The 24,773-nt window shown below is 63.9% G+C and carries 14 protein-coding genes; 11 read left to right on the top strand and 3 right to left on the bottom strand.

The window, feature by feature from the left end:
* Positions 1 to 16 precede the first annotated feature (16 nt).
* Positions 17 to 361 (top strand): RidA family protein, encoded by a 345-nt coding sequence (locus NKH05_RS22985; RefSeq protein WP_352481272.1) that lies wholly within the window; start codon positions 17 to 19, stop codon positions 359 to 361.
* A 181-nt stretch (positions 362 to 542) separates the two neighbouring features.
* Here NKH05_RS22985 and hutC read toward each other — a convergent pair whose 3' ends face one another.
* The gene (hutC, locus tag NKH05_RS22980; protein ID WP_352481271.1) at positions 543 to 1,304 is read right to left on the bottom strand and encodes a histidine utilization transcriptional repressor HutC; all 762 of its coding nucleotides are present in this window, start codon (positions 1,302 to 1,304) and stop codon (positions 543 to 545) included.
* On the bottom strand, positions 1,301 to 2,653 hold the full coding sequence (locus tag NKH05_RS22975) for a formimidoylglutamate deiminase (RefSeq protein WP_353026143.1): 1,353 nt from the start codon (positions 2,651 to 2,653) through the stop codon (positions 1,301 to 1,303). The genes hutC and NKH05_RS22975 overlap by 4 nt, the downstream gene beginning before the upstream one ends.
* Before the next feature lie 98 nt (positions 2,654 to 2,751).
* Between NKH05_RS22975 and hutI the strand changes: the two genes are divergently transcribed.
* From hutI to NKH05_RS22930, 9 genes are all read left to right on the top strand, one after another.
* Positions 2,752 to 4,002 carry an imidazolonepropionase gene (hutI, locus tag NKH05_RS22970; RefSeq protein ID WP_352481269.1) on the top strand — a complete coding sequence of 417 codons (1,251 nt, stop codon included), beginning with the start codon at positions 2,752 to 2,754 and terminating at the stop codon, positions 4,000 to 4,002.
* On the top strand, positions 3,999 to 5,534 hold the full coding sequence (gene hutH / locus NKH05_RS22965; protein WP_352481268.1) for a histidine ammonia-lyase: 1,536 nt from the start codon (positions 3,999 to 4,001) through the stop codon (positions 5,532 to 5,534). Before hutI ends, hutH begins: the two co-directional genes overlap by 4 nt.
* 490 nt (positions 5,535 to 6,024) lie before the next feature.
* A complete protein-coding gene (hutG, locus tag NKH05_RS22960; protein ID WP_352481267.1) occupies positions 6,025 to 6,834 on the top strand; it encodes an N-formylglutamate deformylase in 810 nt (269 codons plus the stop codon).
* Between the two features lie 32 nt (positions 6,835 to 6,866).
* Positions 6,867 to 8,537: a urocanate hydratase gene (gene hutU, locus NKH05_RS22955; RefSeq protein WP_352481266.1), complete on the top strand. Its 1,671-nt coding sequence runs from the start codon at positions 6,867 to 6,869 to the stop codon at positions 8,535 to 8,537.
* Positions 8,538 to 8,544: 7 nt separating this feature from the next.
* On the top strand, positions 8,545 to 9,132 hold the full coding sequence (locus tag NKH05_RS22950) for a HutD/Ves family protein (protein WP_023717208.1): 588 nt from the start codon (positions 8,545 to 8,547) through the stop codon (positions 9,130 to 9,132).
* A 268-nt stretch (positions 9,133 to 9,400) separates the two neighbouring features.
* Complete coding sequence (locus NKH05_RS22945; RefSeq protein WP_353026140.1) at positions 9,401 to 17,971, top strand: glycoside hydrolase family 94 protein; 8,571 nt, start codon at positions 9,401 to 9,403, stop codon at positions 17,969 to 17,971.
* Positions 17,972 to 18,335: 364 nt separating this feature from the next.
* Positions 18,336 to 20,105 (top strand): glucan ABC transporter ATP-binding protein/ permease, encoded by a 1,770-nt coding sequence (locus NKH05_RS22940; protein WP_023717211.1) that lies wholly within the window; start codon positions 18,336 to 18,338, stop codon positions 20,103 to 20,105.
* Between the two features lie 596 nt (positions 20,106 to 20,701).
* Positions 20,702 to 21,364 carry a glutathione S-transferase family protein gene (locus tag NKH05_RS22935; protein ID WP_352588442.1) on the top strand — a complete coding sequence of 221 codons (663 nt, stop codon included), beginning with the start codon at positions 20,702 to 20,704 and terminating at the stop codon, positions 21,362 to 21,364.
* 263 nt (positions 21,365 to 21,627) lie between these two features.
* Entirely contained in the window at positions 21,628 to 22,392 is a 765-nt protein-coding gene (locus NKH05_RS22930) for a heme ABC transporter permease (protein ID WP_352587893.1), read from the top strand.
* Positions 22,393 to 22,634: 242 nt separating this feature from the next.
* On the opposite strand, the gene NKH05_RS22925 is transcribed toward NKH05_RS22930, so the two are convergent.
* Positions 22,635 to 23,693 carry a D-TA family PLP-dependent enzyme gene (locus NKH05_RS22925; protein ID WP_352587891.1) on the bottom strand — a complete coding sequence of 353 codons (1,059 nt, stop codon included), beginning with the start codon at positions 23,691 to 23,693 and terminating at the stop codon, positions 22,635 to 22,637.
* Positions 23,694 to 23,838: 145 nt separating this feature from the next.
* Between NKH05_RS22925 and NKH05_RS22920 the strand changes: the two genes are divergently transcribed.
* Entirely contained in the window at positions 23,839 to 24,525 is a 687-nt protein-coding gene (locus tag NKH05_RS22920; protein WP_352481262.1) for a D-lyxose/D-mannose family sugar isomerase, read from the top strand.
* Positions 24,526 to 24,773: the final 248 nt, after the last annotated feature.

Genomic DNA, 24,773 nt, shown 5'->3' with positions numbered 1-24,773 from the left:
AGAGAAGGAATATCCAATGAGCATTCGTCGCATCGATGTGGGCCCGCGCATGAGCCAGATCGTGATCCACGGCAACACCGTCTATTTGGCCGGTCAGGTCGGCAAGCCGGGTGGAAACGTCGGCGCCCAGACAAAAGACATTCTGGCGGCGATCGACGAATTGCTGGCCAAGGCCGGCACCGACAAGACCAAGATCCTGCAGGCGATCATCTGGCTGGCCGACATGAGCACCTTTGCCGAGATGAACGCCGAGTGGGACAAATGGGTACCGCAGGGCAACACGCCGGCCCGCGCCACCGGCGAGGCCAAGCTTGCCGGACCGGAATATCTGGTCGAGATCATTGTCACCGCGGCGATTTGAGCAGCTCCGTAGGTTCCCCCTCATCCGGCCGCTTCGCGGCCACCTTCTCCCCGAGGGAGAAGAGACTGGCGCTGGCACCAGCGATCTCCTCTCCCCTCGGGGAGAGGTCGGATTGCCCCGAATGCTCTTCGCAATTCGGTCGGCAATCCGGGTGAGGGGGTCTGACCCTCAGTTGAAATGCTCACCCCTGCGACGGCGTGAACCGCGCCACCAGCGTGTGGCTCTCGGCCGCGTAGGTGAACCGGACATGGGTGACGGGGTGCTCGGCGCTCCATGTTCGCCGCTCGATCACCAGGCACGGCGCGCCGGTCGCGATGTCGAGAGCCGCCGCGATATGCTTGTCGGCTGCAACCGCGCGGATGCGATGCTCGGCCGCACTCCATGGCACACGGCCGATCAGCCACGGACCGGGCGCCGTGTCGAAAAACGCCTCTTCGGCGGCCTCCGGCACGGCAGCCAGGTTGATCAGCCGCTGCTCGTGGGCGAACGGCCGGTTGCCGGCGAAATGCCGGCATTCCAGCGCCAGCACCGGCCCGGCGACGTCGAGTTCCAGCAGGGCGCGATCGTCGGCACTGCTGCGCCTTCTGCTTCCCGCCACGCGCTCGTAGCGGTAGGGCAGGCCAAGTGCCTCGACCTCGATTCGGATGTCGTGGATTTCGAGAACGGCCGCCTGCGATTGCGGCCGGCGGACAAAACTGCCGGAGCGACGCCGGCGCTCGATCAGCCCGGCCTTGGCCAATTGCGACAGCGCCTTGTTCACCGTCATGCGCGAACATCTGTATTCTTCCGTCAGTTCATGCTCGAACGGAATGCGGTGGCCGGGCGCCCAGGCGCCGGACAGGATCCGTTCGCTGATGTCCGACAGGATGCGCCGGTGTAGCGAAAGGGCCTCGCCGCCGTCCGCGCTTCCAGAATCCGCGCTTATCGCCTCGATCATGCTCATGCCGAAAGCGCCGTCATCACCTTGCGGAAGCGCTCGGCAATGGCATCGCGTCTTGCATGCCTGCCGTCGCTGACCAGTTTCCTGCCATGCACCCAGACGCAATCGATCTTGGTGCCGTTGGCAAAAATCCAGGCGTCGAGGATCGCATCACCTGCCTTGCCCGCCAACGATGGATGCTTGCCGTCGAGCGAGACGAGATCGGCCGAGGCACCGGCAGTGATCCGCGAGGCGCCGGCGCCCAGCGCGGAACTGCCACCCTCGAGCGCCGCATCGAACAACGCGCGACCGGTCGATCCGCCGGCCACCGCCAGCACGTTGCGGGCGCGGTGGGCGAGGCGCTGCGAATATTCGAGCTGGCGCAACTCGTCGGGCAGGCCGATCAGCACGTTGGAATCCGAGCCGATGCCGAAGCGGCCGCCATGCTGCATAAAAAGGGGCGCGGCAAAGGTGCCGTCGCCGAGATTGGCCTCGGTGATCGGGCAGAGGCCGGCAACGGCGCCGCTTTTCGCCATATCGGTCGTCTCGGTGTCGGTCATGTGGGTGGCGTGGATGAGGCACCAGCGCTGGTCGACCTTGGCATTGGCAAGCAGCCATTCGACCGGCCGCGCCCCGAACCAGGCAAGGCAGTCCTCGACCTCCTTCATCTGCTCGGCGATGTGGATGTGGATCGGCCCCTCCGGCGCCATCGCCGTGATGTTTTCCAGTTCCTCGGGTGCCACGGCACGCAGGCTGTGTGGGGCCACGCCGACGACAGCCTGAGTCGACGCGCGAAGGGATTCGCGGCTTTTCTCAACAAGCCGCGAGAACTGGTTCACATCGTTGATGAATCGCCGCTGGCCTTCATTTGGCGCAGCGCGGTTGAAAGAGGAATGCGCGTAGAAGACGGGCAGCAAAGTCAGCCCGATGCCTGTCTCGGACGCTGCGGCAACGATGCGCTCCGCAATCTCGGCGATATTGGCATAGGGCCGCCCGTCGCGGTCGTGGTGCAAATAGTGAAACTCGCCGACGCGCGAGAACCCGGCCTCCAGCATCTCGACATAGAGTTGCGCCGCGACCGCCTCGACCTGGTCCGGCGTCATCGACAGCGCGAAACGATACATCACCTCGCGCCAGCTCCAGAAACTGTCGGCGGAAGGGCCGCGCAATTCGGCAAGGCCGGCCATGCCGCGCTGGAAGGCATGGCTGTGCAGGTTCGGCATGCCGGACAAAAGGATAGAATGGCGCTCGTCGCCAGGCAGAGGCGAGGTATCCGCCTCGACCGTTGCGATCTTGCCGTCGGAGACTACGATCCGCACATCGCTGCGCCAGCCGTCGGGCAGAAGTGCCTGTTCCGCAAAAATCGCCGTCACGTCTTTCTCCAAATCCCGGTTGGCCATGTGATGATAGCGCTTGCAGTGCCTTTTGATATGTATATACATAATAACTCCCGATTGAAACGGAAAAGATGATGGCTGGAGAGAGCAAAAACCGGGCACGGGAGCTTCGCCTTTGGCGCAATGCGCGCCTCGCGACCATGGCTGATAGCAGCGCCGGGTTAGGCGTCGTCGAGCACGGTGCAATCGCCGTGCGCAACGGCCGGATCGTCTATGCCGGGTCGGAAGCCGACATGCCGGCAGCGCTCCGCCCCAGAGCACTTGGCAAAGACGCCGAGGCGACCGACTGCGAAGGCCGCTGGATCACGCCTGGCTTGATCGACTGCCACACCCATCTGGTCCATGCCGGCAACCGTGCCAATGAATTCGAGATGCGGCTGGCCGGCGCCACCTATGAGGAGGTCGCCAAGGCCGGCGGCGGCATCGTTTCCTCGGTCAAGGCACTGCGCGCCGCGAGCGAGGACGAGCTGGTCGCCCAGTCGCTGCCACGCCTCGACGCGCTGATCGCCGAAGGCGTCACCACCGTCGAGATCAAATCCGGCTACGGTCTCGACCTCGAAAACGAGAAGAAGTCGCTGCGCGCCGCGCGACGGCTGGGCGGTGAGCGGCCGGTGACGGTCAGAACCACTCTCCTCGGCGCTCATGCGCTGCCGCCCGAAGCAAAAGGCGACAAGGACGCCTTTATCGATCTTGTCGCCAACGAGATTTTGCCGGCCGTCGCTGCCGAGGGCCTGGCCGATGCCGTCGACGGCTTTTGCGAAGGCATCGCCTTTTGGCCGGAGCAGATTTCTCGCGTGTTCGATGCGGCCAAGGCGGCGGGCCTGCCGGTCAAGCTTCATGCGGACCAGCTGTCCAATCTGCACGGCGCGGAACTTGCGGCACGCTATGGTGCGCTATCGGCCGATCACCTCGAATATACCGACGAGGCGGGCGCGGCGGCGATGGCGAAGGCAGGAACCGTGGCGACCATCCTGCCCGGCGCCTACTACTTCATCCGCGAGACCAAGAAGCCGCCGATCGCCCTGTTTCGCCAGCATGGCGTCAGGATGGCCGTTGCCACCGATAACAATCCCGGCACCTCGCCGCTGACCTCGCTGCTGCTGACCATGAACATGGCGGCGACATTGTTCGGCCTGACCGTCGATGAATGCCTTGCCGGCGTTACGCGCGAGGCTGCCCGCGCGCTCGGGCTGCTTGGACAGACCGGCACGCTGGAAGCCGGAAAATCCGCCGATCTGGCGATCTGGGACGTCGAGCGCCCGGCCGAACTCGTCTACCGCATGGGCTTCAATCCGCTGCATGCCCGCATCTGGAGGGGACAATGACCGAACTCAAGCTCAGGCCAGGCAATGCCACGCTGGCCGATTGGCGCGCCATCTATCGCGGCGCCGCACTGAGGCTCGACGATGCCTGCCGGCCGAAGATCAAGGCCAGCGCCGAGGCCGTCGCCAGGATCGTTGCCAAGGGCGAGCCGGTCTATGGCATCAACACCGGCTTCGGCAAGCTGGCCAGCGTGCGCATCCCCGCCGCCGACCTCGAGACGCTGCAGCGAAACATCGTGCTGTCACATGCCGCCGGCGTCGGCGAGCCGATGCCGGTGGCAATTTGCCGGCTGATGATGGCGCTGAAGCTGGCCAGCCTGGCCCAGGGCGCCTCCGGCGTGCGGCCGCCGACGATCGAGCTGCTCGAGGCGATGCTGGCCAACGACGTTATTCCCGTGGTGCCGGCGCAAGGCTCGGTTGGAGCTTCCGGCGACCTCGCGCCGCTGTCGCACATGACCGCGGTGATGATCGGCGTCGGCGAATGTTTTACCCCGCATGGTCGCTTTCCCGCCAAGGTCGCCTTCGTTTCGCACGGCCTGGAGCCGGTGACATTGGGCGCCAAGGAAGGCCTGGCGCTGCTCAACGGCACCCAGTTTTCGACCGCCTATACGCTGGCAGCTTTGTTCGAGGCGGAAGTGCTCTACCAGTCGGCACTGGTCGCCGGCGCGCTGTCGACCGATGCCGCCAAGGGCTCCGACGCGCCCTTCGATCCACGCATCCATCTGCTCAGGAAACATCGCGGCCAGATCGAGACGGCCGAGGCGTTGCGCAATTTGATGGCCGGCAGCGCCATCCGTGAATCGCACCGCGTCGGCGACGAGCGCGTGCAGGACCCATACTGCCTGCGCTGCCAGCCGCAGGTGATGGGCGCAGCACTCAGCGTGCTGCGTCAGGCCGCCGATACGCTCGGCACCGAGGCCAATGGCGTCACCGACAATCCGCTGATCTTTGCCGAGGACGACACAGCGCTTTCTGGCGGAAATTTCCACGCCGAGCCGGTGGCCTTCGCCGCCGACATGATCGCGCTCGCCGTCTGCGAGATCGGCTCGCTGTCGGAACGCCGCATCGCCATGCTGGTCGACCCAGCGCTGTCGGGCATGCCGGCCTTTCTGACGCCCAAGCCGGGTCTGAATTCCGGTTTCATGATCCCGCAAGTGACAGCCGCGGCGCTCGTCTCGGAAAACAAACAAAAGGCCTATCCGGCCAGCGTCGATTCGATCCCGACCTCGGCCAACCAGGAAGACCATGTCTCGATGGCGGCGCACGGCGCGCGCCGGCTCATCGGCATGGTCGAGAACGCGACGGCCGTCATCGGCATCGAATTGCTGGCCGCCGCGCAAGGCTGCGATTTCCATGCCCCGCTGGCCTCGAGCGCGGCGCTGGAGGCGGTGCGCCGGCTGGTCAGGGCAGAGGTGCCGCATCTCGACAACGACCGGCACTTCCATCCCGACATGGAGAAGGCCATCGCCTTGGTACGCAGCGGCGCGGCGGTGGAAGCGGCAAGCGCGGTAAAGCTGCCGGGAGTGACGTCGTGAGACTGTACGCCGCCACAGCTCGGACGTTGGCGAAACCCTCGACGCCAGCTGATCTCCCCCCAAGTGGGGGAGATGTCCGGCAGGACAGAGGGCGGCGCTGTCCCGCCAACCTCAGCCCGGCAATACCGAAATTTTCAAAGTCAAAAACAAAAAACCCGCCTCGAGGGCGGGTCGTCGGTGACAATCATCACCATACCCATATTAGTAGCATAGCTGCCGGCACAAAGCAAGAACAAAATACGACACGGCCGGCAAAAAGCGAGGTCGGTGTTCACGGACAATTGCAAGGTCGCGTTCTGCCGCGCCCCCCTCTGCCCTGCCGGGCATCTCCCCCACGAGTGGGGAGATTGGCCGTTACACTGGCTTTCGCCAATCTCCAACGTTGCAGGACTGAGCGAGGCGCCGCAGCTGCCAATCTCCCCCCCTGTGGGGGAGATGCCCGGCAGGGCAGAGGGGGGCGCCGTAGAGCTCCAACGCGCGGAGACTTCTCATGACTTGGCTCACCGTCACCCGAGGCACGGCACCCCTGCTGGTTTCGATCCCGCATACCGGCATCGATCTGGCCGGCCTCGACAACCGACTTATCTCGCCCTGGCTCGGCCGCCGTGACGCCGACTGGTGGATCGACAAGCTTTATGATTTCGCCGAGAGCCTTGGCGCGACGGTGGTGCATACGGCGATCTCGCGCACCGTCATCGACGTCAACCGCGATCCGTCTGGCGTTTCGCTCTATCCCGGCCAGACGACGACTGGGCTCTGCCCGACCGAGACCTTCGACGGCGATCCGCTCTACCGCGAAGGCGAGGAGCCGGGGCCGTCTGAGATCGACGAACGCCGCGAAAAATTCTTCGTGCCCTATCATGCCGCGTTGCAGGCCGAGATCGACAGGCTGCGCGCTTTGCACGGGAAGATCGTCGTCTATGACTGCCACTCGATCCGTTCGGTGCTGCCGCGCCTGTTCGAAGGCAAATTGCCGGTCTTCAATCTCGGCACCAATGACGGCAAGAGCGCCGATCCGGCGTTGCAGGAGAAAGTCACGCAGATTGTCGCAGAAACCGGCGAGAGCTTTGTCGTCAACGGCCGCTTCAAGGGCGGCTGGATCACGCGTCATTTCGGCCAGCCGCAAGCCGGCGTCCACGCGCTGCAGATGGAGCTCTCCAACCGTGGCTATCTGCGCGAGCCCGAAGGCAAGGGCGAACCGGATAACTGGCCGGTGCCTTACGACGCCGAATTCGCAGCGCCGATCCGCGTCACGCTGAGAAAGATCCTGGAAACGGCGATCGCCTGGGCTGAACGCTGACGCACGGCGCACCTCACTCGAAAGGGACAATCATGACCGATCCTCGCCACAATATCCGTGAAGTGCGCAGCCCGCGCGGCAGCGAGCTCAACGCCCGCACCTGGCTGACGGAAGCGCCGTTGCGCATGCTGATGAACAATCTCGATCCGGACGTCGCCGAAAATCCCAACGAACTGGTCGTCTATGGCGGCATCGGCCGGGCGGCGCGCACCTGGAACGATTTCGACCGCATCGTTGCCTCGCTGAAGACGCTTGCCGACGACGAGACGCTGCTGGTGCAATCCGGCAAGCCGGTCGGCGTGTTCCGCACCCATGCCGATGCGCCGCGCGTGCTGATCGCCAATTCGAACCTCGTGCCGCACTGGGCGACATGGGAGAAGTTCAACGAGCTCGATAGAAAAGGCCTTATGATGTACGGCCAGATGACGGCCGGCTCATGGATCTACATCGGCACGCAAGGCATCGTGCAGGGCACCTACGAGACCTTCGTCGAGGCAGGCCGTCAGCACTATGGCGGCAATCTCAAAGGCAAATGGATCCTGACCGGCGGCCTCGGCGGCATGGGCGGTGCCCAGCCGCTCGCCGCGGTCATGGCCGGCGCCTGCTGCCTGGCGGTCGAATGCGATCCCGACCGCATCGATTTCCGGCTGCGCACCCGCTATGTCGATGAGCGCGCCGACACCCTCGACGAGGCGCTGGAGAAGATCGAGCGCTGGACCAAAGCCGGTGAGGCGAAATCGGTCGGCCTGGTCGGCAACACCGCCGACATCGTGCCGGAACTGGTGCGGCGCGGCGTACGCCCCGACATCGTCACCGACCAGACCTCGGCGCATGACCCGCTCAACGGCTATCTGCCCAAGGGCTGGTCGCTGGCCGAATGGCGCGAGAAGCGCACCAGCGACCCGAAGGCGGTCGAAAAGGCTGCCCGCGCGTCGATGCGCGAGCATGTCGAGGCGATGGTGGCGTTCTGGAACGCCGGCGTGCCGACGCTCGACTACGGCAACAACATCCGCCAGGTGGCGAAGGAGGAGGGGTTTGAGAATGCCTTTGCCTTCCCGGGTTTCGTGCCGGCTTATATCCGTCCGCTGTTTTGCCGCGGCATCGGCCCGTTCCGCTGGGCAGCACTTTCCGGCGATCCCGAGGATATCTACAGAACCGACGCCAAGGTGCGCGAGCTGACTCCTGGTAACACCCATCTGCACAACTGGCTCGACATGGCGCGTGAGCGCATCGCCTTCCAAGGGTTGCCGGCCCGCATCTGCTGGGTTGGCCTTGGCGACCGCCACCGGCTCGGCCTCGCCTTCAACGAGATGGTCGCCAGCGGCGAACTGAAGGCACCGGTGGTCATCGGCCGCGACCACCTCGATTCCGGCTCGGTCGCCTCGCCGAACCGCGAGACGGAGGCGATGAAGGACGGCTCCGATGCCGTCTCCGACTGGCCGCTGCTCAACGCCTTGCTCAACACCGCGTCCGGTGCCACCTGGGTGTCGCTGCACCATGGCGGCGGCGTCGGCATGGGCTTTTCGCAGCATGCCGGCATGGTTATCGTCGCCGACGGCACGCGTGAGGCGGCCAAGCGCCTTGAGCGGGTTCTGTGGAACGATCCGGCGACGGGCGTCATGCGTCACGCCGACGCCGGCTACGACATCGCGATCGAGTGCGCCAGGGAGAACCAGCTCAACCTGCCCGGCATATTGGGCTGAGCGCGCCTTGCGCATCCTTCGGGCCTCGGAATACCGGTCGATGCCGTGGAAGAACGGCGGCGGCGTGACGACGGAGATTGCCGTCTCGCCGGCAGGTGCTGGGCTCGACGATTTCGACTGGCGCGTCTCGATGGCGCTGGTCGAGGGCGGCGGCCCGTTTTCCGGCTTTCCCGGCGTCGACCGGACTTTGGCCTTGCTGGAAGGCGAGGGCATGGTCCTCGATATCGCCGGCCGGCCGCCGGTCGAAATCACCAAGGCTTCCGCACCGCTTGCCTTTCCGGCCGACGTGCCAACGCAAGCGACGCTGATCGCCGGTCCGATCACCGACCTCAACGTCATGACCCGCCGGACCCGGGCGATCCACCAGATCGAGCGCCTGTTGATTTCGGCTCCGACGAAAATCCGGTTTGGAGCCGATGAAACACTCATCCTGTCCCTCGACGGCGAGCTTAGGGTGGCCGGCGCCGCGCCCGTGCAACTGGGGCCGCTCGATGCGCTGTTGCTCGGGCCGCAAGCGCCGGAACTGCGCCTTGATCCCGTCCGGCCGGCGATGCTGTTCGTGATCCGCATCGATCGCATTGCCGGCAACGATTAACGCCTGTTTCCAAACATGATCGAGACGCCGGTCAAATATTGCGTAAGCTGGTCCCTGCATCACGAAAAAGCCTGAATCTTCCGCCGATCAGAAGCCGAAACGATGCTCGGAGGCGCTCGCCTGGAAGTTGTCGAAAGACGACACCTTGTCGTGGTGCGGAAACAAACATTCGGCCAAGTGTTGCGATGCAACCAATTGCATTTGGACCGGTTTTAGGGACATTGCCGTGGCGGTGACGCCGCACTGCGTCCCCAACACGGAACCTTAGATGAATATCCAGACCAATCTCGCACAGATCGAAAAGACGAGCGCCAGCTTCCCGGCTGTCACCGACGAGCCGATACGCTCCCATTTCCTGACGGAAGATCGGCTGCGCGCGTTGGGCGCAGCCCTTGCCAATGGCGATGCCAAGGATTTGTTCGGGCTGACGCCTTTCGATTTTCAGGCGCGCATCCGCGACAGCGCCAGGAAGATTCTCGATGTCTACCGTTCCACCAACGCTGCCCAGGCGAGGGGCGAAACGATCACGCCCGCGGCACAGTGGCTGCTCGACAACAACTACCTGGTCGAGGAGACCATTTTCCAGGTCAAGCGCGACCTGCCGCGCCGCTTCTATCGCCAGTTGCCGACGCTGAAACTGTCCGACGGATCCAGCGTGCCGCGCGCGTTGGCGGTCGCATGGACCTATGTCGCGCATTCCGACAGTTCCGTCTCGTCGGCCATGTTCAAGGCGATCGTCGAAGGCTTCCAGTCCGTCGAGCCGCTGAAGATCGGCGAACTATGGGCGCTGCCGTCGCTGCTGCGCTTTGTCCTGATCGAGAATCTTCGCCGGATCGCGGTGCGCGTCAATCGCACGCGGGAGTTGCGCCAGATCGCCAACGAGGTCGCCGACCGTGTGCTGGCGACGGACGACAGCGCCGACCGGCAGACGATACTTTCCGGCTACAGCGCCCATGCGCAGGACACCACCTTCGCAACCCAGTTGCTCTACCGGCTGCGCGACGGCTCGCAAAATGCCGGCAGGGCGCTGGAATGGCTGGAGGGCGAGCTGGAAAGGACGGGCTCCGACGCCGAGGAAATCATCCTCAGCGAGCACCGCACGCTGTCCAGCGGCAATGTGACCACCGGCAACATCATCCGCGGCCTGCGCCTCATCAATGACATCGACTGGACGGTGTGGTTCGAGGGCGTCAGCCGCATCGACACTTTGCTGCGCGAGCGCACCGATTTCGCGGCGCTCGATTTCTTTTCGCGCGACCAATACCGGACTGCGATCGAGGAGCTGGCACGCCGTTCCGATCTTTCCGAATTTCGCGTTGCCGAACGGGCGATTGAACTCGCCGGCCATGCTGCCGATGCGCCGGGCTCCGAAACCGGTCCGATCGCTCACACCGACGTCGGCTTCTTTCTGGTCGGTCCGCGCCGGATGGAACTGGAGCGGTCGATCGGCTACCGGCCTACCATCGGCAAGACGATCAACCGGACGTTCCGCAAGACCGGATGGCTGGGCATCGTCGTGCCGGTGTTTGCGCTGACCGTCCTGCTTCTGGTCGTCTCCGGCAATGCGCTCGCCAATCTCGGCCTGTCAGTGCCGTCGATCGTCCTGATGCTGGCCCTGTTCGCGGTGCCGGCCAGCGAAGGCGCGCTCGCATTCTTCAACACCGTCGTCTCGCTGTTTTTGAAGCCGACGCGTCTCATCGGCTATGATTTCAGGCATGGTGTACCGCCCGAGGCACGGACGCTGGTGGTGGTGCCGTCGCTGATCGGCTCGCGCGACGACGTTGAGGAGAACATCCGCAACATCGAAGTGCATCACCTCGCCAACACGGCGGGCGAGATCCATTTCGCGCTGCTTTCCGACTGGCCGGACTCGAAGACCGAGATCGATACGGCGGATGTCGAAATCCTCGAATTCGCCCGCGCCGAAATCGCCCGACTGAACGCCCGCTATCCCTCGGATGGCGCGCCGCGCTTTTATCTGCTGCATCGGCGCCGGCTCTACAACGCCTCGCAAGGCGTCTGGATGGGCTGGGAGCGCAAGCGCGGCAAGCTGCACGAATTGAACCTCTTGCTGCGCGGCGACAGCGACACCACCTTCCTGCCGTTGGAAGTGCCCTTGCCGGAGAGCGTCGTCCACGTCATGACGCTGGACGCCGACACCCGCACAACCCGCGACGCCGTCGCTGCGCTGGCCGGCAAGCTTTGCCACCCGCTCAACCGTCCGCATTTCGACGCGGCCCGGCGCGAGGTCACGGCCGGCTATTCCATCCTGCAGCCGCGCATCACCGCGTCGCTGACCAGCGGCGACGAGGCGTCGTTCTTCCAGCGTGTCTTTTCCGCCAATCGCGGGCTCGATCCGTACGTCTTTGCCGTGTCGGACCTCTACCAGGACATCTTCGGCGACGGTTCCTTCACCGGCAAGGGTCTCTACCATGTCGATGCCTTCGAGGCGGCGCTGAAGGGCCGTATCGAGGAAAACACCATCCTCAGCCACGATCTGCTCGAAGGCGCGCTGGCGCGATCGGCCTTGGTCACTGACGTCGAACTGGTCGAGGACTATCCGACCCGCTATTCGGTCGACGCATCGCGCCACCATCGCTGGGCACGCGGCGACTGGCAGCTTCTGGGCTTCATCCTCGGCCCGCGCTCAAACGTGCCGGCGCTGTCGCGTTGGAAGATGGTGGACAATCTGCGCCGCTCGGTGACGCCGATCTTCTGGGTGATGGCCGCGATCGCCGGCTGGACGCTGCTGCCATTCACGCAGGCGGCGCAATGGCAGGCGCTGCTGATCCTCACGCTGTTCATGGCGCCCACTTTCGACATCGTCAACGCCATCCTGCCGAAGAGCGGCGACCAGACGCCGCGCGGCCATTTCTCGGCATTGGCGCGCGACGTTGCCTTCGGTACCGCCCTGGTGGCGCTGAAGATCGTGCTGATGGCGCATCTTGCCTGGATGATGGGCGACGCGATCATCCGCACGCTCTACCGCCTGTTCGTCAGCCGCCAGAACCTGCTCGAATGGCGCACCGCCTCGCAGGCACACAAGGGCGGCGACAACGATCTCGGCTCCTACTACAGCATCATGTACGGCGCGGTGATCATTGGCGTCGTCGGCCTCGCTGTGCCGGTGCTGGCCGATTCCACCGGCGCCTTCGTCGCCTTCTTCTTTGCCTTGTTCTGGATCGGCTCGCCCGCCATCGCCTGCTGGATCAGCCGTTCGGCCGAAACCGAGGATCGCCTGCGCATATCGGCCGCCGATATCCACGCGCTGCGCACCGTGGCGCGGCGAACGTGGCACTATTTCGAGACCTTCGTGACGGCCGAGCATCACCATCTGCCGCCGGACAATTTCCAGGAAAGCCCGGCCCCCGTGGTGGCGCCCCGCACCTCGCCGACCAATATCGGCGTCTACCTGCTGTCCGTGATTTCGGCACGCGATTTCGGCTGGATCAGCCTCTCCGACGCCGTCAACCGCATCGACGCGACCATGTCGACCATCGAGAGCATGCCGCGCGATCGCGGCCATCTCTTCAACTGGTACGACACCACGACGTTGAAGCCGCTCTATCCGCTGTACATTTCTGCCGTCGACAGCGGCAATCTCGCCGGCCATCTGGTGGCCGTGGCCGCTGCCTGCGCCGAATGGGCGGAAGCGCCGTCGGTGCATGTGCAGGGCGACTTCGAAGGCATCCTCGACACCGTCACCATCCTCGACGAAAGCCTTGAGGAGTTGCCCGACGACCGCCGTCAATTGCGGCCCTTGCGCCAGCGGCTCGCCGACCGTCTCGACGGCATGCGGCGGGCGGTGGAATTGATCAAGGCGCAGCCGGAGATGGCGTCGATCCGCACTATCAACCTGGCCGTCCTGGCCGGCGAGATACGCAAGCTCGCGACAGCCATCCACACCGAGGCCGCATCGACCCAGAGCGACACCATCGCCGATTGGGCGGCCAGGCTCGAAGCCACCTGCGAGGCGCATGTCCACGACGCGCACAGCGACGAAAACGCCGTCGCGGCATTGCGGGCTAAGCTTCTGACCTTGCGCGAGCGCACGCGCCGTTTCGCCTTCGAGATGGATTTCTCGTTCCTGATGCGGCCCGAACGCAAGCTCTTGTCGATCGGTTACCGGGTCGAAGAGCATCAGCTCGACGAAAGCTGCTACGACCTTTTGGCCTCCGAAGCGCGGCTGACCAGCCTGTTCGCCATCGCCAAGGGCGATTTGCCGACCGAGCACTGGTTCCGGCTCGGCCGGCCGATCGTCGAGATCGGCTTCCAGGGCGCGCTGATGTCCTGGTCCGGCTCGATGTTCGAGTATCTGATGCCGCCGTTGGTGATGAAGGAGCCGCAAGGCAGCATTCTCAACCAGACCAGCAAGCTCATCATCAAGCGCCAGATCCAGTATGGCCGGTCGAAGAACGTTCCCTGGGGGATTTCGGAAGCGGCCTACAACGCCCGCGACCGCGAACTGACCTATCAGTACACCAATTTCGGCGTGCCCGGGCTCGGGCTGAAGCGCGGCCTTGGCCAAAACACGGTGATCGCGCCCTACGCGACCGTGCTGGCAGCGCAGTTCACGCCGCATGAATCCGTGCAGAACTTGGCCAGGCTGAGGCGGCTGGGCGCACTGGGCCGGCATGGCTTTTACGACGCGGTGGATTTCACGCCGCAACGCGTCCCCGAGGGTACCGACCACGCCGTCGTGCTGAACTACATGGCCCACCACTCGGGCATGTCGATCGCCGCCGTTGCCGATGCGATCTTCGAAGGGCGCCTGCGCGACCGCTTCCACAGCGATCCGGTGATCGAGTCGGCCGAATTGCTCTTGCAGGAAAGGGCGCCGCGCGACATCCCGACGGCGACCGTCAGGACCGAGGCCGACGAGCGTTCCAAGGACGAGACCGAACTCGAGAGCCCGGATACGCGTATCGTGCTCGATCCGCTCAGGGCGCTGCGCTCGACCAGTGTCATGTCCAACGGCCGCTACTCGGTCATGGCCACCGCCACTGGCTCGGGCTACAGCCGCTGGGGCGAACTTGCCGTCACGCGCTGGCAGCCGGATCCGACCGAGGACCGCCTTGGTTCCTACATTTTCCTGCGCGACGCCAGCAATGGCGACTGGTGGTCGGCCACCGCCGAGCCGAAGCGCGCCGCCGACGAGCGTGTGCAGACGCTGTTTTCCGACGACAAGGCGAGCTTCGTCAAATCGATTGGGTCGCTGCGTTCGGAGGTCGAGTGCATCGTCATCTCGGAAGGCAATGGCGAGGGCCGGCGAGTAACGCTCTACAATGACGGCGCCGCCGACCGGCACATCGAAGTGACTTCGTATGCCGAACTGGTGCTGGGCTCCGAGCCGTCGGACAATGCGCATCCGGCCTTTTCGAAGATGTTCGTGGAAACTGAGATCGCGCCGAACAACGGCGCGATCTTCGCCACCAGGCGCAAGCGCGAAAAGGACGAGCCCGATGTCACCATGGTGCATTTCGTCACCGATCCGTCTGGATCGGCGCGGGATGCCGAGGCGGAAACCGACAGGCGCGCCTTCATCGGCCGCGGCCGCACCATCACGGACGCGGCTGCCTTTGATCCCGGCGCCAAGCTTGGCGGCCATTCCGGCTTCACCCTGGATCCGATCGCCTCGCTTCGCCGGCAGGTGCGCGTGCCGGCCAACAAGAAGATTTCGCTGACGTTCTGGACCGTCGTCGGCGCCGATCGCGCCGAATTGGATGCCGCTATCGCACGGCTCGACCATCCCGAAAGCTTCTCCCGCCAGGCGATGCTCGCCTGGACGCGCTCGCAGGTGCAGACCCGTCACCTCGGCCTCAGCCTGTCCGACGCCGCCAATGTGCAGAAGCTGGCGCGCTACCTGATCTATCCCGATCCGTTCCTGCGCCTGCCCGGCGAATCCATCGCCTCCGGGCTCGGCAGGCAGTCCAGCCTGTGGCCGACCAGCATATCCGGCGATTTTCCGATTTTCCTGGTCAGGATCGCCGATGTCGCCGATCTGGAGATCGTCGCCCAGGCGCTTCGCTTCCAGGAATACATGCGCGCCCGCGGCATGATGATCGATTTTGTTGTCGTCAACGAGCAGGCTTCGTCATACGTGCAGGACTTGCAGCGCGCGGTCGAGACGCTGTGCGAAAACAGCCGGTTGCGCGGCAAGGAGCTTGGACCCCGCCAGCACATCTTCGCGGTGCGCCGCGATCTGATGGAGGAAACGACCTACAGGACTTTGCTCGCCGTCGCCCGGGTGGTGCTGCATACGCGCAACGGCACAATCTTCGACCAGATCGAGCGCGCCGAGGCCGCGGCACTGCAGGCGCGAGACGCCGCCCTCCAGCCGGCAGAACTTGCAGCGCTTCGCGAGCCGTCCTTGCCGGTGCCGACGGCGCAAGCGTTTGCCGCCCAGGCACTGATCGAGGCCCGCGTCGACGGCAGCGGGCTCGACCAATGGAACGGTTTCGGCGGCTTCGACGGCGGCGGACGCCACTACGTCGTGCGTCTTGCCGGCCGGCGCACGACGCCGCAACCGTGGATCAACGTCATCTCCAACCCATCGTTCGGGTTCCACATATCGGCTGAAGGCGCTGCCTTCACCTGGAGCCGCAACAGCCGCGACTATCAGTTGACGCCGTGGTCGAACGATCCGGTCACCAACCGGCCGGGCGAGGGCATCTATATCTACGATCATGCCAGTGGCAAAGCGTTCTCGCCGCTGGCTGCCGTGGTGCGTGACCCGACAATGACTTACGAAACCTGGCACGGGCAGGGTTTTTCGACGTTCCGTTCAAAACGCGGGCCGCTGTCGATGGACCTGACCCATGTCGTCGATCCCGTCGATCCGGTGAAGATATCGCGGCTGCGCATCCAGAATTCGGGTTCGGCGCCGATGCGGCTACGCGTCTACGCCTATGCTGAATGGGTTCTTGGCGGCCATCGTTCGCGCACCGCGGCAAGCATCGTTCCGTCCCGGGATGCCGCGACCGGCGCTCTGCTGGCGCAAAATCCCTATGGGCTCGATTTTGGCGAACGGATCGCCTTTCTGGCCGCCGACGGTGCGGTGCATTCGGTCACCGCCGACCGCGGCGAATTCATCGGCAGGCTGGGCTCCAGCGAGTTTCCGCATGCCGTGCTGAGCGGCGCCGGCCTGTCGGGCCGTGTCGAGGCCGGCGACGATCCCTGCGCGGCCATCGCACGCGACATCGACGTCGCTGCCGGTGGCGACGTCACGCTGCTCTGGCTGCTCGGCGACGCGGCCTCGCCCGAGGAGGCCAGCGCGCTGGTGCAGACCCATCGCTCCAGGGATTTCGATCAGCGGCTGGCCGACAACGAGCGCACATGGCGCGGCTTTCTTGACACCATCCAGGTCGAGACGCCGGACAAGGCACTCGACGCCATGGTCAATCACTGGCTGCCCTATCAGAGCCTGGCCTGCCGCATCCGTGCCCGCTCTGCGTTCTATCAGGCAAGCGGTGCCTTCGGCTTCCGCGATCAACTGCAGGACACCTTGGCCTTGCTGGCGCATGACCCCAAGTTGGCGCGTGACCAGATCCTCAATGCGGCGCGGCGGCAATTTCCCGAAGGCGACGTGCAGCATTGGTGGCTGCCGCGCACAGAGGCAGGCGTTCGCACCATGATCTCGGACGACGTGGTCTGGCTGGCCCACGCCACGGCGCGTTACCTGCTGGTGACGGGCGATACCGCGATCCTGAAGGAGCAATTGCCTTTCATCGAGGGGCAGGCGCTGGGCGAAGGCGAGCACGATGCTTTCTTCATCCCGGAAATCTCGAAGAAGACAGCCTCGCTCTATGACCATTGCGCGCGGGCGCTCGATCTTGCCGTCAAGCGCAGCAGCCCGGCCGGGCTGCCGCTGATCCTCGGCGGCGACTGGAACGACGGCATGAACCGCGTCGGCGAGCACGGCAAGGGCGAGAGCGTGTGGCTGGGCTGGTTCCTGCTGAAGACGCTGGGCGACTTTGCCGCTGTCGCCAAGGCGCAGAGCGATGCCAAGCGCGCGCAGGCCTGGACAAAGCACGCCGAGATGCTGAAGCGGGCGCTGGAAAGCACCGCCTGGGATGGCGAGTGGTATCGGCGCGGCAGCTTCGACGACGGCACGCCGCTCGGCTCGCGCAAATCGGACGAGTGCAAGATCGACTCGATCGCCCAGTCCTGGAGCGTGCTTTCGGGCGAGGGCGACCCGGCGCGGTCGACGACGGCAATGGGGCAGGCGCTGAAAACGCTCGTCGACGACGACCTCAAGATCGTCAAGCTGTTCACCCCGCCATTCTCGAGGACGGAAAAGGACCCGGGCTACATCAAGAGCTATCCGCCGGGGGTCCGTGAAAACGGCGGCCAATACACGCACGCGGCGACATGGTTCGTCATTGCGCTCGCCGAGATGGGTCGCACCGACGATGCCTACCGTTGCCTTTCGATGCTCAATCCGGTCAACCATGCACTCGATGAAGCCGCGGCAGAGCGCTACCGGGTGGAACCCTACGTCGTCGCGGCCGACGTTTATTCCGGGCAGGACAAGGGCGGCCGCGGCGGCTGGACCTGGTATACCGGTTCGGCGGGCTGGCTTTATCGCGCGGCGGTCGAGAGCATTCTCGGCATCGAGCGTCGCGGACAGCGCATTCAATTCACGCCGAGACTTCCCAGCCATTGGGACGGTTATTCGGCGACCCTGAAGATGCTGGGCGCCGAGATCAAGGTACGCGTCGTCCGCGACAAAAAGGCTCGGGCCATCTCACTTGAAGTGAATGGCACGAAGGCCAAATCTTCGTCCTTCGAGCCAAAAGCCGGAGACAACGCCGAGGTGATCGTCAGAATACCGGCCTAGATTCAAGGGCTTGGAGCGTCCCTTGCGCTTCCCTAGGGAACGCACGGGCACTCCAAGTGCCTCTACCGGTTATATTTGCGTTTGAACTTGCTGAATGCCTGCACACGACTTTAGACGTCGTGCCCGGGGTCTTGCTGATTAAAATTGTGGCAGTGCTTTCCAGCTGCCATGATTTTGCCGCAACGCTGACATTTCACCTTTTATCTCAAACTGTTAGACGATCACGGCAAATTTCGAAGCGTCGTCATCTTTTGTTCGCGGAATGGGAACGGAAGAGGTAGACGAGCATTGTTTTGCGACGCGTCAACCGATACGAGTCAAAAAATGACGCACTGCACCATAAATAATTGGCGGAGTAGCTGAAGTGTCACTTCTGCAAATCTACTGGCGAGCCCTTGGTTATCTCGCTGCCGACAGGAAACGCGTTGCGTTTATCTGCGGGGCGAATGTCGCGCTTGCCATTATCGCCATTCTCGAGCCGATCATGTTCGGCCGGGTGATCGATGCCATTTCGGACCGCGGCTCGGTATTTTCGACGCTGGCGATGTGGGCCGGCCTCGGCGCGTTCAACATCATCGCCTTCGTGCTGGTGGCGCGCGGCGCCGATCGCTTTGCCCACCAGCGGCGTAGCGAGGTTCTTTGCCAGTCGTTCGAGCGCGTGATCACCATGCCGCTTGCCTGGCATCATCAGCGCGGCACCTCCAATTCCCTGCACACGCTCCTGCGCGCGGTCGAGACCCTGTTCAGCCTCTGGCTCGAATTCATGCGGCAGCATCTGTCGACCGCGGTCGCGCTGGTTCTGCTGGTGCCCACGGCGCTCAGCATGGATATCCGCATGTCGATGGTGCTGCTGGCGCTTGGCGCACTCTATGTCGGCATCGGACGGCTGGTGATGCGGCGCACCAAGGAAGGCCAGGCGGCCGTAGAGCGGCATTACCACAAGGTGTTTGCGCATGTGACCGACTCGGTCAGCAACGTCGCGGTCCTGCAGAGCTACAACCGCATCGGCCACGAGACCGAGGCGCTCAAGCGCTACGTCAAGAACCTGCTCGACGCGCAGAACCCGGTGCTCGACTGGTGGGCGATGGCCAACGCGCTGCACCGGCTGTCGTCGACGATTTCGATGATGGTGGTGCTCTTGATTGGCGCCTATCTGGTGACGCACGGCCAGTTGCGCATCGGCGACGTCATCGCCTTTACCGGCTTTGCCACGCTGCTGATTGCCCGGCTCGACCAGATGTCGGCTTTCGCCAACCAGATTTCCGAGGCACGCGCCAAGCTCGAGGAATTCTATCATCTCGAGGACTCCGCTTCCGATGCCGCCGAGCCCGACGGGCTGCGCGACCTCGTCAACGTCACGGGTCATGTGCGTTTCGAGAATGTCTGCTTCGAGTTCGGCAATTCCGGGCAGGGCGTCGACGACGCGTCGTTCGAGGTCCAGGCCGGCCAGACCGTCGCCATCGTCGGCCCGACGGGCGCCGGCAAGACGACGCTCATCAACCTCCTGCAGCGCGTCTTCACGCCGTCCGGCGGCCGTATCCTGATCGATGGCATCGACACCCGCACGGTGACCCGCAAGTCGCTGCGCCATTCGATCGCCACCGTGTTCCAGGATGCCGGCCTGCTCAACCGCTCGATCGAGGACAACATCCGCGTCGGCCGTGCGGAGGCGACCTATGACGAGGTCCATGCCGCTGCCAACGCCGCCGCCGCGCAGGATTTCATCCTGTCGAAGAGCGAAGGCTACGACACGGTCGTCGGCGAACGCGGCGGACAGCTGTCCGGTGGCGAGCGCCAGCGCATCGCGATTGCCCGCGCCGTGCTGAAGGACGCGCCCATCCTGGTTCTCGACGAGGCGACCAGCGCGCTCGACGTCGAGACGGAAGACCGCGTCAAGGACGCCATCGACGAATTGCGGCGCGGCCGCACCACCTTCATCATCGCCCACCGCCTGACCACCGTTCGCGATGCCGATCTGGTCGTGTTCATGGACAAGGGCCGGGTGGTCGAGATGGGCGGGTTCACCGAACTGTCGCTGCGCAACGGCCGCTTCGCCAGCCTGCTGCGTGCTGGCGGCCTGCTCAACGACGAGGAGGTTCGCCGCCTCAGCCATCCGGTGAACGAAGCCGCCTGAGTGGCACGGTTCACCTTCTCCCCTTGTTGTGGGAGAAGGTGTCACCGTAGGCGACGGATGAGGTGCGCTCCAGCTCGGCGCACACCTTCATCCAAAATCCAGACTGCGGCGCACCGAGTAGCGCCTTACTCCGTCCAGCATCCCTCATCCGTCTCGGCGCTGCGCGCCAATCCACCTTCTCCCACAGGGGAGAAGGGGAGACCGCGTCACCGCCACGGCTGCAAGCTCTCATCGCGGACCTAGGCGATAATTGTGTCGCAGACGGCGTTCAGATCCCGCAACTCCAGCTTGGCGCAAAATCTTCATCCAAAAATGGAGATGTAAGCGCACTGCAGATCAGGATGTGAACCCGTAAATCGGGATTGACCGGAAGGGCCTCGGTCTGCGTTCAGGGCGCAAGCTCGCAAAAGCGGTCGATGGAACAAGGCAGCCCCTACGCGCAGCCTCGCCGAATTGGCCCATCGCGCTATCACGACCTCTGATCGGAAGCGGCGCCCTGCAATGAAATAGGTCAAGACCGATGTCGATTTCGGGGAGGCTCATTCGTCTCACGATAGGAAGCCGAAGAAATTTGCCCAAGCAAAGAAACGGATACGATGACAATCACTATCACAGCATTTGAACGATCACCCGATGGCGGCAAGGGACTGGCGCGCGATACGCGCGTTCGCTGGGCGCTCGAAGAAGTGGGTCAGCCTTATGAGGTTCGTCTTGTTTCCTTCGCAGGGATGAAGGCGCCTGACCATCTGGCAATCCATCCTTTCGGCCAGATCCCCACCTATGAGGAAGGTTCTCTCTCGCTGTTCGAGACCGGCTCGATCGTCTTTCATCTTGCCGAGCAGCATGCGGGCCTGCTGCCGAAGGATCGCGATGCCCGCGCACGCGCGATCACGTGGATGTTTGCCGCACTAAACACCGTCGAGCCGCCGATCCTGGAATTAACGACGGCAAGAATATTCGAAGGTGACAAGCCTTGGAGCGAGGAGCGCTTGCCGTTGGTAAAGGACCGTGTTCGCGCTCGGCTGGACAAACTCTCGGCTCACTTGGGCGTCGCCGACTGGCTCGATGATGCGTTCAGCGCGGGCGACCTATTGATGGTATCAGTGCTGCTGCGACTAAGAATGTCAGGCATTTTGGACGAATATCAAAACTTGGCTGCCTATGTAGCGCGCGGGGAAGCACGGCCCGCCTATATCCGGGCTTTCGCCTCGCAATTTGCGATCAACGCCCCATCAACCAACTGCCGACAGCAGGTTTGAAGTCTGCCGCCGAGCGTTTGACCAATGCTCGACGCTTCCAGCTTGACCGCTTTTGGCGTCGACTTCGGCGCGATCAAACGCCCCGATTGGGTTGCTTACCGACTGGCGGCTTTCATATTGCGATGAGTTCTGATTCAGGCTCGACATGAGCCGTCATCCGGCTCGGAGCCACGCGCCGATCCACCTTCTCCCACAAAGGGGAGAAGGAGAGACCGCCGGCGCCGTGGTTGCCGCAACTCCGCCGGCGGTCTATGTAAAGCCGCATGAGCGACACGACTTCACGCCTCTCCGGCTGGATGGACCTTGCCAACCCGACGCGGTTCGTCGGGCTGGTCGACAAGGTCGTGCCGTGGTTGGCGAGCGTGGCCGCCATCATCCTCGCTGTCGGTCTCTATATGAGCTTCACGGCGCCTGAGGATTTCCAGCAAGGCATCACCGTGTGCATCATGTATATCCACGTGCCTTTCGCCTGGCTTGCCATGATGTGCTACACGCTGATGGCGGTCTCGGCGCTTGGCACGCTGGTCTGGCGCCATCCGCTGGCCGACGTGGCGCTGAAATCGGCGGCACCCATCGGCGCCGTCTTCACCGCCCTTGCGCTGATCACCGGTTCGATCTGGGGCAAGCCGATGTGGGGCACCTGGTGGGTGTGGGACGCGCGGCTGACCTCGGTCTTCATCCTGTTCCTGATGTATCTCGGCATCATCGCGCTGACCCGAGCGCTCGACGATGCCGGGCGCGCCGCCTGGGCCGCCGCCATCATCACCCTGGTCGGCTTCATCAACATTCCGATCATCAAATTTTCGGTCGACTGGTGGAACACGCTGCATCAGCCGGCTTCGGTGTTCCGGCTTGGCGGGCCGACCATCGATCCAAGCCTGTTGTGGCCCTTGCTGGTGATGGCACTCGGCTTCACCGTGCTGTTCTTCGCGCTGCATCTGATGGCAATGCGCACCGAGATCCGCCGCCGCCGTGTCATTTCGATGCGCCGCGTCGCGGCAAGGCAAGCTGAACGGCAACCCGGCTGATCTTATCCGTCGAGTTTCTTCCCACCCCCCTCTGTCCTGCCGGACATCTCCCCCGCAAGGGGGGAGATCGGATGTTGCTTCTGCTTTCGCCAATTACCAACGTATCAAAGTGGGTGCGGGCGGCGGAGCTGCCAATCTCCCCCCTTGCGGGGGAGATGTCCGGCAGGACAGAGGGGGGTGCTGTCCCTCCGGCGTCCGGAAAATTCTATACATTAAAGCCTCCGCACGCGCTCCGGCCTGGTTCATCCCATCCGTCCTCGCGCCTTGACCGGCAAAGTCTCGATCACCTTGTCGCCTTCGATCAGATGCACCTCGTCGAACAGATTGGTGACGACGCAGCAATGGTCGGGCACGACGCGCACGCGCTCGCCGATGCGAAGCTCGGCGTCGCCTGACAGCGTGACGTTGCCGTGCTCTTCGCTGAGGCTGGTCACCCTTGCGCCTGAAATGCCCAGCAGCTCGCCGAAATCGGCGAGCCCCAGCGTGTCGCTGGACAGCGCCTTGCTGCCGGCGTCGAGGATGGCGCGTGTCGGCGTTGGACGGCTGACCACCGTCGACAGCACCGTCAGCGCGCAATCGTCGAGGCTGCCGACGCCTTTGGCGACTTGGTAGCGGTCGAGATAGATGTAGGTGCCAGGCCGGTATTCGGTAACGACGGAATGCTCGCCCGAGCGCCACATGTCGGGCGTGCCGCCGCTGGAGATACGCTCGCAGGCAAGGCCGGATGCGGCAAGTGCTTGCTGCGCATCGGCGAGCCACGCCTCGGTCTCTGCGGCGCGGCCCGCCCCCGGGTAGGTCATCAAGCCGCCGAAGACGAGCCCCCGGACCTTGTCGATCTCGCTCGCCAGCGCGACTGCCTCGCCGGCCGACTGCACACCGCAGCGGCCCATGCCGGTGTCGCATTCGACCAGCACCGGCAGGCGGTGGCCGGGATCGGTAAAGGTGGCGGCAAGTCCCATCAGCGTGTCCATGCTGTCCGTTGTCACCGACAGTGTTACGCGGCCGTGCAGCGCCTTGAGGCGCTCCAGCTTCGCCCGCCCGAGGATATTGTAGGGCAGAAAGATGTCGGTCAGGCCGGCGTCGGCCATGATTTCGGCCTCGCCGATCTTCTGGCAAGTGATGCCGACGGCGCCGGCCGCGATCTGCTTTTTTGCCCAGTAGGGCAGCTTGTGGGTCTTGATGTGCGGCCGGAGTTTCAGCCCGTGCCGGTCGGCATGGGCCTGCGCCCGCGCGATGTTGGCTTCGGCGCGGCCGGCATCGATCAGGATCGCCGGCGTATCGAGGTCGTCTATGCTGCGCATGGTCTCACCATCGGAAAATTGGTTGACCTTATGGCCCTGATCGGACCGCATGTCATGGGGCCAGCGACAGCAGTTTGCATCGACACCGAATTGACGTTCGGCTATTGCGTTAGCGCTCGCAAAGCGACGGGAAGGAACCACGATCATGAAACGCTCCGCCATCAACGACATCATCCGCGACGCCGACGCCTTCATCCGCTCGTTCGGCTACATCATGCCGCCCTTCGCCTACTGGAGCCCCGAAGAGATGAAGGCGCGCCGGCAGGATTCGTCGGCGATCTTCTCCTCCCGGCTCGGCTGGGACATCACCGATTATGGCCAGGAGAAGTTCGACGAGCTCGGCCTGTTCCTGTTCACCGTCCGCAACGGCCGCTACGAAGACATGAAGAAGGGCATGGGCATGCTCTATGCCGAGAAGATCATGATCTCGCGCAAGGACCAGCTGTCGCCGATGCATCGCCACAACATCAAGGCCGAAGACATCATCAACCGTGGCGGCGGCAAGCTGGTGCTGGAGCTGTTCATGCATGACCGCGATGGCGGCATCGACCCGAAGGCCGAAGTAACGGTGCCTGTCGACGGAACCATCCACAGGCTGCCTGCGGGTGGGCTGCTGAAGCTCGACCCAGGCCAGAGCGTGACGCTGCTGCCGGGCGTCTGGCACGCCTTCTGGGCCGAAGGCAAGGACGTGCTGATCGGCGAGGTTTCGACGGTCAACGACGATCTCACCGACAATGTCTTTCGCGAACCAATCGGCCGCTTCGCGGACATTGACGAGGACACAGCGCCGCTGCACCTGTTGGTGTCTGATTATGAGAACTGGGTGGGGTGAGAAGCGACGGGCGGTCTGGCCGGTTGGCAAAGTTTGCGCTATCTTTAGTCAATGGACCCTCCGCCTAATCAACGTGGGAACGTCGCCTGGTCGAAAAAACATTGAGGACTCGCCTGTTACGGCGAGTGCAGTTCTCAATTCTTCGGACAAAACTATATGATTTAACTGCTGCTCATCTCTTGCCAGATGAATACTGCCTAAGCAGTGCTCAAAGTGTACGTAAAAATTACAAGAAATTATATGTAAGA

The sequence above is a fragment of the Mesorhizobium sp. M1399 genome (assembly GCF_040317735.1).
Taxonomy (GTDB): Bacteria; Pseudomonadota; Alphaproteobacteria; order Rhizobiales; family Rhizobiaceae; genus Mesorhizobium.
The sequence above is the reverse complement of the archived record's forward strand: the minus strand, read 5'-3'. Positions and strand labels throughout refer to the sequence as shown.